This is a genomic window from Paenibacillus sp. 1001270B_150601_E10, assembly GCF_015558675.1.
Classification (GTDB): domain Bacteria; phylum Bacillota; class Bacilli; order Paenibacillales; family Paenibacillaceae; genus Paenibacillus_B.
This window is the reverse complement of sequence record NZ_JADMOL010000006.1, coordinates 273349-287193: the sequence shown is the minus strand read 5'-3', so window position 1 is coordinate 287193 and position 13845 is coordinate 273349. Positions and strand designations below refer to the sequence as shown.

13 protein-coding genes are annotated in these 13845 nt (G+C 43.4%); 11 read left to right on the top strand and 2 right to left on the bottom strand.

Translation table 11 applies throughout. The features are described 5' to 3' along the window. The 7 genes from I2H74_RS24740 to I2H74_RS15910 form a co-directional block, all read left to right on the top strand. Nucleotides 1-289 (top strand): alanine racemase C-terminal domain-containing protein (locus I2H74_RS24740; RefSeq protein WP_324254083.1); only part of this gene is annotated, 289 nt, incomplete at its 5' end. 100 nt (nucleotides 290-389) lie between these two features. After that, nucleotides 390-1184 (top strand): MerR family transcriptional regulator, encoded by a 795-nt coding sequence (locus I2H74_RS15935; RefSeq protein ID WP_195575204.1) that lies wholly within the window; start codon nucleotides 390-392, stop codon nucleotides 1182-1184. A 108-nt stretch (nucleotides 1185-1292) separates the two neighbouring features. After that, nucleotides 1293-2120 (top strand): CPBP family intramembrane glutamic endopeptidase, encoded by an 828-nt coding sequence (locus I2H74_RS15930; protein WP_195575203.1) that lies wholly within the window; start codon nucleotides 1293-1295, stop codon nucleotides 2118-2120. A gap of 236 nt (nucleotides 2121-2356) precedes the next feature. Further along, on the top strand, nucleotides 2357-2800 hold the full coding sequence (locus I2H74_RS15925; protein WP_195575202.1) for a MarR family winged helix-turn-helix transcriptional regulator: 444 nt from the start codon (nucleotides 2357-2359) through the stop codon (nucleotides 2798-2800). Between the two features lie 52 nt (nucleotides 2801-2852). Then, entirely contained in the window at nucleotides 2853-3794 is a 942-nt protein-coding gene (locus I2H74_RS15920; protein ID WP_195575201.1) for a ring-cleaving dioxygenase, read from the top strand. A 29-nt stretch (nucleotides 3795-3823) separates the two neighbouring features. Then, nucleotides 3824-4882 carry an LLM class flavin-dependent oxidoreductase gene (locus I2H74_RS15915; protein ID WP_195575200.1) on the top strand — a complete coding sequence of 353 codons (1059 nt, stop codon included), beginning with the start codon at nucleotides 3824-3826 and terminating at the stop codon, nucleotides 4880-4882. Between the two features lie 16 nt (nucleotides 4883-4898). Further along, a complete protein-coding gene (locus I2H74_RS15910; RefSeq protein WP_195575199.1) occupies nucleotides 4899-5465 on the top strand; it encodes an NADPH-dependent FMN reductase in 567 nt (188 codons plus the stop codon). 174 nt (nucleotides 5466-5639) lie between these two features. Here I2H74_RS15910 and I2H74_RS15905 read toward each other — a convergent pair whose 3' ends face one another. Further along, nucleotides 5640-6575, bottom strand: a complete 936-nt coding sequence (locus I2H74_RS15905) for a DMT family transporter (protein WP_195575198.1) — start codon at nucleotides 6573-6575, stop codon at nucleotides 5640-5642. A gap of 111 nt (nucleotides 6576-6686) precedes the next feature. On the opposite strand from I2H74_RS15905, the gene I2H74_RS15900 reads away from it, so the two are divergent. After that, nucleotides 6687-8102 carry a PLP-dependent aminotransferase family protein gene (locus I2H74_RS15900; RefSeq protein ID WP_195575197.1) on the top strand — a complete coding sequence of 472 codons (1416 nt, stop codon included), beginning with the start codon at nucleotides 6687-6689 and terminating at the stop codon, nucleotides 8100-8102. Nucleotides 8103-8268: 166 nt separating this feature from the next. Here the strand turns inward: I2H74_RS15900 and I2H74_RS15895 are convergent, their stop codons facing one another. Then, on the bottom strand, nucleotides 8269-9639 hold the full coding sequence (locus I2H74_RS15895; protein ID WP_195575196.1) for a hypothetical protein: 1371 nt from the start codon (nucleotides 9637-9639) through the stop codon (nucleotides 8269-8271). Between the two features lie 318 nt (nucleotides 9640-9957). Between I2H74_RS15895 and I2H74_RS15890 the strand changes: the two genes are divergently transcribed. Genes I2H74_RS15890 through I2H74_RS15880 form a run of 3 tightly spaced genes read left to right on the top strand, consistent with a single transcriptional unit; the run spans nucleotide 9958 to nucleotide 13680 of the window. Next, nucleotides 9958-11472 carry a spore germination protein gene (locus tag I2H74_RS15890; RefSeq protein ID WP_195575278.1) on the top strand — a complete coding sequence of 505 codons (1515 nt, stop codon included), beginning with the start codon at nucleotides 9958-9960 and terminating at the stop codon, nucleotides 11470-11472. Further along, nucleotides 11465-12568 carry a GerAB/ArcD/ProY family transporter gene (locus I2H74_RS15885; protein ID WP_195575195.1) on the top strand — a complete coding sequence of 368 codons (1104 nt, stop codon included), beginning with the start codon at nucleotides 11465-11467 and terminating at the stop codon, nucleotides 12566-12568. Before I2H74_RS15890 ends, I2H74_RS15885 begins: the two co-directional genes overlap by 8 nt. Next, nucleotides 12565-13680: a Ger(x)C family spore germination protein gene (locus tag I2H74_RS15880; protein WP_195575194.1), complete on the top strand. Its 1116-nt coding sequence runs from the start codon at nucleotides 12565-12567 to the stop codon at nucleotides 13678-13680. The genes I2H74_RS15885 and I2H74_RS15880 overlap by 4 nt, the downstream gene beginning before the upstream one ends. The last annotated feature ends 165 nt before the right edge of the window (nucleotides 13681-13845 follow it).

The window sequence follows — 13845 nt, the reverse complement described above, 5'->3', positions numbered from 1 at the left end:
GTATGCAGACGGGCTTCCAAGATGTTTATTCGAACAGGGTGGCCATGTGTTGGTAAGAGGGCAGCGAGCAGCTATTGCAGGCAATATATGCATGGATCAGATGATGATTGATGTGACGCATATCGAACAACTTGAAGAAGGCGATATTGTGACGCTGATTGGACAAGACGGAGAATGCTGCATTACCGCAGAAGAGGTTGCGATACGCTGTGATACGATTCCGAACGAGCTGCTAACCGGCATTGGAAGCCGAGTAGAGCGCGTTTATATGAATGAAGCAAATAGATGATGCGAATGACGCCATTCGTATCATCTATTTCTATTAATTGGTATAATAGTTGCGATAATTGAAGCAAATGAAGATATGAATCTAGGATAAGGGGATTATCATGTACACAATTGGACAAGTGGCAGCATTTTTGGGGGTATCCCGAGATACGCTGAAATTTTATGAAGATAAAGCATTAGTAAGACCTAAGCAAGATTCTGAGAATGGGTATAGAAAATATGATCGTTTTGATATATATGATATCACCACCGTAAATTTTTATAGAGAAATGGATATTGAAATTAAGAAAATCCAGGAATTAAGAAAGAGCAAGAGCATAAGAGGAATAAGATCATTGTTAGAAGAGAAGGAACAGGAGGTGTTGGAGGACATTGAATATAAAAAGCTTCTATTAACAAAGCTTCGGATCGTCAAAGAAGACTGCGAAAAAATAGAGCGATTCTTAGGGAAGTATACAATAAAGGAAATGGAGCCTTTAGAGGTTAAAGGAGATATGGAGCATTACACGTCGTATGATGAATATGACAGGCTAAAAGAACATTCAGACAGCTTGAAAAAAGCCGTTGTCTTAACCTCTCTTAGAAGAGTCATCCGCTTCAATGATGAAGGGATCCTAGAAGATAAGTTTATGATTGTCAATAAAATAGATGACGACAGTAAAGAAATAAAGGGTGCCATTCTAGCTCATCCCAAATGTTTGTACACCGTGATTGAAGATGGTAGATGGTCAACGGGTGGGAAAAATACAGACCGACACGTGGAAGCTGGGTTGAGAAGAGCAGCATTAGAACTTGGGGCTGAATTAGTGGGGCTCGTGTATATCAATCTACTGCTTTCAACTTATGAGGATGGGTTAGAACGCATATTTTTAGAAATGCATGCGCCTATCAAGTAATGTCGTCTTGTATTGACCTGTGAGTTACCCCCAGGTTTAAGCTGAATGTATTCGCAAATAGGAGCGGCATGCTATTTCGGATAATTCAGTCTGAAACGGGGAGTTCCGATGAAAAGAGAAAAGAAATTAAAAAATCCAGTGGCAAGTTTTATTATGCTAACGAACCTTATATTCTGGCCGCTTTTTTGTCTTGTAGGCCTAGCAAAGATGTTGGAATTCCCTGAATGGGTCTTTCAAGTGATGCTAACGATATCGGCTTGGTCTTCGACTTTTGCTTTTGCGGTGTTATTTAAAAGAATATACCCTGAGCAGCGCTTTGCAGCATTTGTAAAGGAAAAATTCAAGCATAAACTGAAAGGTTCTGTGCTTGCGATGGCAAGCTTGATTCAAGTCTCGATATTTTTGTTGATTATGCTTATTGTAATTGTTAACTATAAGCCAGACTCTATCTTCACGATATCTTCATGGGGAATGCTGATCTACTACTTTTTGAAAAATCTTCTGTCAGGACCACTTGGGGAAGAAATCGGATGGAGAGCCTTCGCACTAATGGAGCTTCAAAAGAGACATTCGCCTTTAAAAGCATCGGTCATCATCGGATTTTGGTGGGGGCTTTGGCATCTACCCATTTGGTTTACAACAGGATACACAGGCATGGAGCTCATCCAATATGTTTTCTTTTTTATGGTATCCATCATATCCACTTCGATCCTGATGACGGCATGCTATAACCTAAATCAAAACTTAATCGTTCCGATCATCATTCACCAGTTCTTTAACTTTTTTATCGGATTGATCAATGGGAATCTTGTTGTGTTAATCACGTATAATGCCTTTTTCTATTTGGCAGCAGCCATTTTAATCGTTATGATCAATCCAAAAAAAGTGATGTATGGAAAGAAAGATACAACGATGGTTAGCCGTTATCTTCCATAAACCGATTAAGAGTAGAAGCGAAGAGCATGTTATGCCGCATCAAAACATGCTCTTTACACATGCCAAGACATGCTTTTTGATATCGAGCGCATCACGAGGTTTGCATCACAGCTTTAATCTAAATTGGAAAAGTTCAATCCGCATACTACATATCTCGAATTCAAAATTCTTGACTTGCAATTATATCAATTGAGTGGTAAAGTGATAATACAGACAACAGAGGGAGAGGTGAGAGGATGAAAAAAAATACGCTCGGTACATTAATCTGGCTTCGCTTAATGCGATTCGCACACCAGAGCAATCAACTGTCGAACGAATATTTGAAATCATTTGATCTGACTGCGGCTCAATTCGATGTGCTTATGCAAATATCGGTTTATGAGCCCATTACCCAATCTGAACTTGCGGAGAAGGTTACCGTTACAGAAGGCGGCATATCGCGCATGCTGGCACGTTTGGAGAAAGAGGACTACATTGTACGCAAACAGCAGTGGAAGACGAAGTACATCCACCTAACAGATAAAGGAAAGCTTGCTCTGGAGAGGGCGACCTCTCATCAAATCGCATTTCAATCTTCATTTTTTGAAGAAGTGTTGACGAAAGAAGAGATGAAGACCCTTTATCAGCTGATTACGAAAGTTCACAAGCACAGCCGAAAAAAGGAATTACCGAAACGGTAATTTTTTTTACAACATCACTTGATTAGTCAATTAAAAGAAAGAAGGGATGAAGATGCATACCATTCCAGGACATCACCATATATCGATGCTTACGAAAAATGCAAAGGAGAATAACCGCTTCTATCAACAAGTACTAGGGATGCGAAGAGTTAAAAAGACGGTTAATCAGGACAATCCATCCATGTACCACTTATTTTACGGGGATCGAACCGGCAGTGCAGGTACAGAACTAACGTTCTTCGAATTGCCCGCAGCAGGCAGGACGATTCGTGGGACAAATGCGATTACAGGAATTGGATTGCTGGTGCCGTCTAAAGAGAGTCTTATTTATTGGAAAGATCGCCTTGAAGCATACGAAGTGAAGCATGAAGCCATCACGACTTATGCTGGCAGAGAAGCTCTGCCATTTGAAGACCCAGATGGCTTGCGGCTCATCCTGCTGAATAACAACGGAGAATCCATACCAGACTTCTGGCTGCCTTGGGAATCCTCTCCCGTTCCTGACGAGCATCGAATTCTAGGAATGGGAACGACGGAAATGACCGTTCGCAATCTAGATGCACTAGCCGAGCTGCTTACCGTATTCTTCGGATATACGGAAGCGAGCCGAACCAACCAAGAAGCAATATTTCAAGCAGAGCCGGGACAAGGGTATGGTGAAATTCTGGTCAAACCGTTGGATGGTCCAAAGGAAAGACCAGGTCGAGGCAGCGTGCACCATCTTGCGATTCGCGTGAAAGACGACAGCCAGTTGAGCTATTGGAATGAACGATTGATCAAGGAAGGCTTCCGCACTTCTGGCATTATCGATCGCTACTATTTTAAAAGTCTATATGTTCGAGAAACGAACGGCATTCTATTTGAAATCGCGACGGACGGACCTGGATTTACAGCGGATGCTAGTGTAGAGACGCTGGGACAGCACTTGGATTTGCCGCCGTTTTTGGAAAACAAGCGAGCAGAGATCGAAGCACAACTTCAACCTATTGATTGATCGCTTAACGATAAGGAGTGAATAAGCAAATGGAACAATATCGCATTGATAAAACGAAGGGAATAGAGATAGGACTTTACTCGATTGGTGAACATATCCTTGATCCTCTCACGGGTACTCGTATTCCTGCTCAGCAGCGCATTCAGGAGATTATAGAAGCTGCTAAGCTGGCTGATGAAGCAGGGTTTGATGTATTTGCAGTAGGTGAAAGCCACCAAAAATATTTTACAACTCAAGCGCATACGGTCATTCTTGGTGCCATTGCACAAGCCACGAAAGATATCAAGATCGCAAGCTCCGCAACGGTATTAAGCACGTCGGATCCCGTACGGGTGTACGAAGACTTTGCGACGCTTGACCTGATATCAAATGGACGAGCAGAGATTGTTGCAGGACGCGGCTCGCGTGTCGGCGCTTACAGTCTATTGGGTTATGATGTTCGAGATTACGAGGAGCTGTTCGAGGAGAAGATGGACCTCTTGATCAAGCTTAATCAAGAGGAAACGGTAACCTGGAAGGGCGAATTTCGTGCTCCACTGGAGCGGGCTATGATCCTGCCGCAACCTCTTCATGGACAGATGCCGTTATGGAGAGCGGTTGGTGGTCCTCCTGCCAGTGCGATCAAAGCAGGATTTGCCGGGGTGCCAATGATGCTGACTACTCTTGGCGGTCCCGCAATCAACTTTAAAGGTTCGGTAGATGCCTACCGGGAGGCAGCAGAGCTTCATGGACATGATCCTGCCGCACTGCCTGTTGCCACCACTAGCTTGTTCTATACTGCTGAGACCACGCAGGAAGCGCTGCGCGAGTATTACCCCTATCTCAATGGAGGTATGGCTATTCTAAAAGGCAGCGGTTATCCAAAGCAGCAGTTTGCACAAGCAACAGATTATCGAGATGCGTTAATGATCGGCAGTCCGCAGCAAATCATCGAGAAAATGCTCTATCAACACGAATTATATGGACAGCAGCGTTTCTTGGCTCAGATTGACTTTGGTGGATTGCCCTTTGATAAAGTACAAAAAAATATTGAGTTGATGGCTACAAAGATCATGCCAGAGGTAAAGAAGCACACGGCAAAAGCATAAAGAGGGGGCGAGAAGGTTGAAGATTGTAGGCATTGCAGGCTCTAATGTAGGTTCAAAGACACGGATTGCGATGGACTATGCGATAAAGCAATTGCAGGTGCAGGCGCCAGAAGCAGAAGTGACGCTGCTTGACCTAGCAGATTATGAACTTGTTTTTAGTGATGGTCGGCAATACTGGGAATATGAAGGAGATACCAAGCTCGTTGCGGAAACGATCATGGCTGCTGATGCGCTGATTATTGGAACGCCAACTTTCCAGGCATCTATCCCGGCAACATTAAAAAATATATTCGATCTTCTGCCGGTTAGCGCATTCCGTGATAAGGTTGTCAGCATCATTGTAACAGCGGGCACAGCCAAGCATTATCTGATGGTGGAACAGCAGCTTAAGCCGATATTGGCTTATATGAAAGCCCATATCGTTCCATCTTATGTTTTTATTGAAGAAAAGGACTTTTACCGTAAAGAAATCATCAATGATGATGTGCTGTTTCGTATTGAGCGTATAGTGGAGGATACTTTGCTTCATCACCAAGCTGTAAAAGCGATGCAGCAAGCGAAGAATGAAAAGTATGATTTTTGATCCTAGACTCGCGAATGTGCTGGGCAATGGATAGAATAAAGAGCCGCTTAGGATCTGTCCTCTGCGGCTCTAATAATCATCTTTTGAACATTCGTCATCGTCGCAGCATAAGCGAGACTTGGTGCTTTGCAAGATCTCAACGTGACCTGACAGTTGGAAAAGGGAGGTCAGGCGTCAAGATGGGAGCGGCTTAGCTTCTTGGAGCTTATCTTTTTTCGACCTTGTAAAGAGAGATCTTAAGTCATCCAGATTCACTAGAACCGTCCCGGCGATAATCGTGAGGGCACCCAGCACGGTCATCCAAGTGATTCCTTCATCGTAAAATAGAACACCGATCGATAAGGCGATGATGGGCGATACATAGAGCCAAGTCGATGCGAATACGGGATTGGTCTTCGATACCAGCCAATAGAACAGGCTATGCCCAATCATAGAGCCAACAACGATTAAGTAGATCAATGAACCAATCGCCCCCGCAGAATGAAAGGCGCTCATGCTCCAAGACTCAGTCAGCATAGATAAGATGAGGAGGAGCAGGCCTCCGTACATCATTTGTGCTGCATTTAGTGCGATAGGAGACACCTTGGAGAATTGTTTCGATACCTTTTTGGAATACAGAATTCCGCATGAATAGGAAAGCTCTCCCACGACGATGGCGATGCTTCCAAGGAGCAGCCATATGCTTGCAGAAAATGTTATACTAGGCAGGATTAAGAGAATCACACCAAGAAACCCGACGATGCATCCGATTAATGACCGAACAGACGGCTTTTGGCGCAAAAATAGCATCTGTATGACAAGAACCATCATAGGGCCTGTTGCAGACAAGATAGCTGCGTTGCCCGATGGAACGAATTGTTCGCCCCAATATAAGGTAGCAAAGGTCCCAAAGGTTAAGCCTGCCCCTGTAATCAACATTTCTTTGCGGAACAATAGCGAGAGGCTTGCTTTCTTTCTAAGTGCCATCCATGCAAACAGGATGGTGCCTGCGATAAAAAATCGCAATCCCGCAGATAAGAATGGCGGAGCAGCAGCGTCTACTCCGATCTTTACTGCGAGAAACGTTGTGCCAAAGATCAAACATACCAACAAATAATTGAACAGTACCATAAGTCCTTCCTCCTTCGTGTACTTATCATATAGGGAAGGGAATAGAACAGATGATTATGAATAGAACAGATAACGAAGGATTCGGGTATGATAGCAGGAGGAGGGAAGAACATGCTGTTCAGACAAGTTTGTGACTATGTAATTGCAAGAATAGAGCGTGGAGAGTGGCGTGTACATGACAAGCTCCCTTCCATTCGTTCGCTAGCGGTAGAACTGGAGATGAACCGGCTAACGATATTTAAAGCGTACCAGGCGCTAAAGCAAGATGGGCTTGTGTATGTGAAGGAAAAGTCAGGTTATTATGTGAGTCCAGCCTATTTCGATATAAAAGAGGAGCCAATGGAGACCTTATCATGGAATGATACTCATGCTCCAGAGATCCGCAGCAAGCTGTCGGATATCCATCGCATCGAAGCTTCGTTTCAATTTTCACAAGCTCTAATTGATCCGGGCTTGCTTCCGAATGTATTCCTATCTGATTATGTAAAAAAGGTATTTGACCTCTATCCCAAATTAATGGGAACGTACTCCACCGCTCAAGGGGATGAGGAGCTGCGCAATGTACTGAGTGATCACCTTAACCAACAGTACCACACGGTGTGCCATCCATCTGAAATGCTCATCACGACAGGTGCGCAGCAGGCGATCGACCTTATCGCTAGAGTCTGGATCAGGCCTCTAGATGCCATTCTCGTCGAGCGGCCAACGTACAGTGCAGCCATTGACGTCTTTCGAGCACAAGGAGCGAGAATCATTTCAGTGGATATTACGTCTGATGGCTATGACATGGATCGAGTAGAATCATTGATGAGAGAGCATCGGCCTAGGTTTTTCTATATGAATCCAACGTTTCACAATCCGACTGGATATACGATTCCGGCAAGTCAGCGCAAGCAGCTTCTGGAATTAGCAGAAGCCTACCACTGCTTGCTTATTGAGGATGATGCATTCCAAGATATCTATTTTGATCAACGACCTCCGCAACCTTTGTTTGCTTACGATACAAACGGCTGGACGATCTATATTCGAAGCTTTTGTAAATATATCGCGCCTGGACTTCGCATCTGTGCCGTGTTAGCCAGAAAGTCTGTCATTCTCCCGTTAATTAAAGCGAAGTCGCTTGCAGATAATGGGACTCCGCTGGTGACGCAAAAAATATTCGTTCATTACTTTCAATCAACCAGAATGCAGCAGCACTTGGAAAAGCTTCGCATTGCCCTGCAAATTCGAAGAGATATCATGGAAGAGGAGTTGCTGCAATCCGGCCTCGACTGGAAATGGACAAGTCCAAAGGGCGGACTTAATTTGTGGATTCAGCTGCCAGTTGGTATCGATGCTACCAGACTTTTAGAAGAGAGCATTCGGAGATCCATCACGTTTGTCCCAGGCTCGATTTGCGATCCATTAGATCAGCTAGATGATCATATTCGGTTATGCTATTCGTTCATGAATGAGGCGAACATTCGCAATGGGGTAAAGGCGCTATCTCAGGTGGCCTCAGCTATGCTTGAACATAAGAATAGCTAGCTTCTTCCTTATGCATGGTACAGTGGATAGAGTGACATGTACCGTGTTGATCGGGACGGGACCAACTGAGATAAATAAAACCGCCGTTTAGGCGGTTTTATTTATCTCTATAGGCTGGTGAATGTTGCTGCACTACATATATTTGAAAAATAGAAGGTACATCTCTTTAACGTTCTTCCTCCAAAGCTTGCCGACGACGCTCATCCTTGTCCTTGATAAACTTCCATATCCCATAAGCGTATAACAAACTTATCCCGCACACTACTATTATGCCTGTAAGATACAGCGTATCCGTCAGACTCTCTTGGTGATGGACGATCTTACCCGACGCGTCAAGAACGGCATCATGAATCGGGAGGCGATGGATGAGGCCAAGGACGATTAGCAGCGTCATCATAGCAATCTGGTTCACGGTGCTGCCCAGCATGGACCAGCGGCTTCTTGCTAGAATACTGGAATCTCGATCCTCACTGCAGGTGTCGTACGCTTTTCGATTCAACAGCACACCAAGCATCGAGGTACAAAGTCCAATGACGAAGCCGCCTATCGACAATGTTGTAGTAAATAGCGTCATAATAAGACCTAAGATGCTGCCTGCAGCCAAAATAGGCATAACATAAAGTCGATCAACGCTGCGAAGCAGCTTGCCTCCTAACAACAGCGATGCAATATTGCCTATGAAGTAGGGAAGATATACCCCATAAATAAGAAATGAGTTGTCATCCTTCGAGATGGTCCATATTGTACTATGCAAGACGTAGAAGTTCATCGTCATGCCATGCACAAAGGCAAAGTAGCGAATACCTGCTGACAGCTTAAACATCACTTTATGCTTGCGGAGCAGCATGAACAGCAGCAGCAAGCTTATAATCAGTCCGACCATGAGAAGCTCGGCAAAGGTTGTATCCAGTGTTTGTCGAATCCCTTTGGATGCGAATAACAGAATACTTAGTGACAAGAATGCAAAGAGGGAGTATCGGTTAAATCGGAATCCTCCTTTACTTTCAACTTCGAATTCAGGCAGCTTGCGCAGCTCAATATAGCTATAGAGAAAGATGGATCCATAGATAATAAATACAACATATGGATATGGGCTGCGCAGGACAACGAGCATAATAAAAAGCAGCAATAGCATGGATATAAATGCCCATAAGTACTGCTTGCCTGACATGCGCTGATGATGTAAATACCGCTGATGATACTGAATCGTCGTGTACAGCGGTAAGAGAAGTCCTGAGGAGATACCCAACAATACAGCTGATCCATCAAGCCAAGAGGAAGCAAGTGGTGTTAATAATCCACATAGGCAACCGATAATGGATACGATCAATAGCTGTAAAAGCAAATTGCGCGACTGAAGCTGCAACCTAAAGGTATTAAGCAAATAAGTCCCCGTGTACTTAAAGGTATAGAACAGCAGCAGCGGCAGCCAGCCGCTCAGAACAGAGGAGTAATGATCTCCCATAAGCACAAATATGAGGTAGGGCATAAAGATCGTCGTGTTCATGATGCCATAGATAAAGGATTGCTTGGACATAACAAAAAAACTCCTTATATGATCAAATTCACTTTGCATTATCAAAAGTATTGGGGAATTGGTGAAGGAACATACTTTCAATGATTATAGGGTTCGGAAATTATCCGAAACTAGACGAGCTAGAACGTTTATCATACTTACCTGAACCGTTATGAATATGGAGATGAACGATGTCCCTCGGATATCGTTTTTATTTTTTTCCTGCGAAGGTTGTTAAAAGAAGCATAAGAATATTAACCCTGACTTAGGGACAATCTACAATTTAGCCATTTATGCATCGATCAGATAGGAGGCAGGATTATGGGCTTTATTAATCATATGTTCAATAATAATCGAAGAAAAAGCAAACCAGATCCGAAGAAAAAGGTGTTGCAGCCAAAGCCGGTTATGCCTTCCGTTTCAGATAATGTTCAATATATGAGGGAAGCTTTGTTTCATACAGACGATCTACTCTCTCAAGAGTTGGCTATTCCTGGCTGTAAAAATGAGTTCCTTTTCTTGTATTCGATGTGTGATCTTTCGAAAATACGTGACGAGATCCTGAACCCCGTTACTTTTTTGAGAGGGGTCAGCATCGAAGATCTGCTGACCACCATGCATGCCAATAAGCATGATAACTTAGAGGAGGTCATTGATCTTCTCTTGAAAGGGAATGCCGTATTATTCATCGAGGGAATGACAAGTTGCTATGTCATTGAGGTAAAAGCCAGTTATGACCGCAATGTCGCTGAGCCAAGCAATGAGAAGGTCGTTGAGGGATCACACGAAGGCTTTGTTGAGAACTTATGTATTAATCTCCAGCTAGTCCGCAAGCACATTGAAAATCGCAATTTGGTTGTCAGACGCTATAAGTTGGGTCATGAGACGAAGATTGAGGCGGTAGTCCTTTATATGAAGAATTTGGCGAATCCGGATCTCATCGAGGAAGCTGACCATCGTATTCGAAATATTGATGCGGATACGATTACCTCTTCTGAATTTATTGAGGAGTATATTGAAGATACCTCATTCTCGCCGTTCCCACAATTGCTTCATACGGAAAGACCTGACCGCGTCATTGGAAATTTGCTTGAAGGCAGAGTGGCCTTGCTCGCTGAGGGTAGTCCTACAGCCTTAATCTTTCCTGTTACCTTTTTTGCTTTTTATCAGTCTCCTGACGATTACAGCTTTCGTTCTCTACAGGGATCCTTTATTCGTTTTATTCGACTAATAAGCTTTGCTATAGCGATATGCCTGCCTGCATACTACATCGCTGTCGTATCGTTTCATTATGAAGTCATTCCGGAGGACTTGCTGCTTCCGATTAAGAGCAGTGTAGAGCATATCCCGTATCCCCCAATACTTGAGGCAATATTCATGGAGCTAACGATTGAATTGCTTAGGGAAGCGGGTATTCGATTGCCTGGGCCGGTTGGGCAAACGATTGGAATCGTCGGCGGTCTTGTTATCGGGGATGCCGTTGTAAAGGCAGGGCTTGTGTCCAATGCGATGATCATCGTAGTAGCTCTAACGGCCATTGCCTCTTTCGTGGTGCCATCTCATGAGATGAGCGCCTCTGTCCGCATGCTCAGATTCCCTGTCATGATTGCGGCATCATTATTCGGGTTTTTCGGGATCGTATACAGTGTGATGATCATCCTGATCCATTTATGCATTTTAGAATCTTTTGGGACACCATATTTAGCCCCAATAGCTCCATTACGCTTAAAGGATTGGAAAGACACCATTATACGCTATCCCCAATGGAAGCTTAAACAGCGCTCCAATGACCCTGCTCCACAGAAATTGCAGCAGCAGCATACCTCAGAGGAGGGGCAGCAACCAAATGACTAAGATGAAGGATCAAGTAACACCGGGGCAGCTTGTGTTCTTAGTTATCCAGACGCAAATTGGAGTAGGGCTGTTAGGGCTGACCACCGAGGTACATAGCTTAGCTAAGGGAGACGCATGGATATCCGTGATCTTGGCGGGAATCATATCCCAGCTATTCATTATCTTGATGTGGTATTTAAGCAGTAGGTTCCCAAGCTTCTCGTTTTATGATATGTTGCCGAACTTATTTGGCAAGCCTATAGGAACTATAATCCACGTCTTATACACCATATATTTCATCTTGGTATCAAGCTTCATCATCGTGCGATTCAGCAGAATTGCACAGGACTGGGTTCTAATCGATACGCCTCGATGGATTGTGATGGGGATGATGTCTGCAGTGTGTCTATACCTAATTCGAGAGAGTCTAAGAACGATAGCCCGATTTTTTGTGATCGTATTCTTCTGTAACATCGCTGTTATTATCATAGCGGCTTATGCTTATCTGCATGTGAATTTCTTATATATATTACCTATTGGACATTCCGGAATAGAGAGCATAGCCAAGGGTACGAATGGGGCTATGACTTCATTTGCAGGCTTTGAAATACTGATGATAACCTTTCCTTTTGTTGGAGGATCGAGCAAAGAAAAGCTAAAGGCTGCAAGCTTTGCTAATTTCTTTACTACTTTGCTGTATACGTTCGCCGTTTTCACAAGTCTGGTCGTTTTCAGCCCATCAGAACTCGCGCTGCTCCCGCAACCACTCCTATATATGGTAAAGGCATTATCATTCAGTATTTTTGAACGTCCTGACCTGTACTTCTTGAGCTTATGGGCAGTAGTTGCTGTCACCTCCTTAATGGGGTATTCGTTTATGGCTTCAAGAGGCATTGCTAATCTATTCCAAGCAGGCAGCAATCACCGCAAAGCAGCTTTCTATACGGTCTTGCTCATTTTTGTGCTCGGCCTTATTTTCCAGAATCTAAGGTTGATTTATTTTCTGGAAAGGGTGCTATCGATAATGAACTATTTGATTGTGTTTATCATCCCGTTCATGCTATTTCTGGTCTCCATACTGTTTAATAAAAAAGAAGTGAAAGGAAGTACGGGATGAGAGCGGGAGGCTTATTTCTTATCATCGTTTTAACGATGATTCTAACGACAGGTTGCTGGGACCAGCAATTGCTAAAAGACGAGCGTATTGCTTATATTGTCAGTTATGACTTGGATCCAAGCGGCAAGTTGATGTCAACCATTTCCATTTTAGATGTAAGCAAGTCACAATCAGGCGGTGATGATTTTAGCGAAATCCATACAGTGGTAGGCGATACAAGCAGACATACACGAGATATCATTGACCGGGAAGTTCCTGGGCGATTATCCGTCTCAAAGCTTCGAGTGATTCTTCTTGGTGAAGCATTAGCGAGAAAAGGGATGTATCCCATTCTTGATGTCTACTATCGTGATCCAAGAAGTGCGCTCAATGCTAAAATTGCCGTCGTACAAGGTAAAGCCCAAGATATGATTAATCAGAAATTGTCTGGCTCCATGCTTATTGGAGATCACTATAACACACTAATTCAGAGTGCAGAGAATCGTACGGTTGTGCCAAAGGTCAACCTCCAGCTTATCTGTCCGAAAATGCTGGATGTAGGGGATGATATCGCTATTCCCTATATTACGAATGATGCAAGGAGTCCGAGTATTTCCGGAATCGCTGTCTTTAATGGAGATCAAATGCGAGGAACATTGTCATCAGAAGACTCGTTATTATATCTGCTTATGGATAAAGATCTCTCAAAAAGAGCGAGTTTAACAGTAAAGGTGAATAACGAGAGTGGTGAAAAGCCCGAGAATTATATTGCATTGGATATCCAAAAAGTGAGTCGAAAGATGAAGATTAACGTGAAAAACGGAAATCAGGTTCAAGTGAAGATGGATATTAAGCTAAAGGTTAGCGCAATTGAATATCCAAGAGACCATCTGAACTTAAAACCTACGCTATCCAGATTAAACAAGACGTTATCCGAAGAGCTTACGAGTAGAGCTACATCGCTTATTGAGAAAATGCAGCGTTTTAATCATGATGGTTTCGCTATAGGCCGGCGGATAATGGCCTATTATCCGAATGTATGGAATAATATGGATTGGGATGAGGACTATAAGAAGGTACAATTCGATCCGAAGATCACAGTAGAAATTGTAAATCATGGGATTATCAATTAAGAATAAGTCCATTTCATACAGAGCTGTAGCTCTGTTTTTTTGTGTAAATGGGTTTTGTGCGAAATAAATGGTCCATTTGTTCAATGATAGTAGAGGAATTACTCCCCATTTATTGGAATTTACCCCTTACAAGGTTCGTATCCATTCCTGATAATGAAGGTGTAC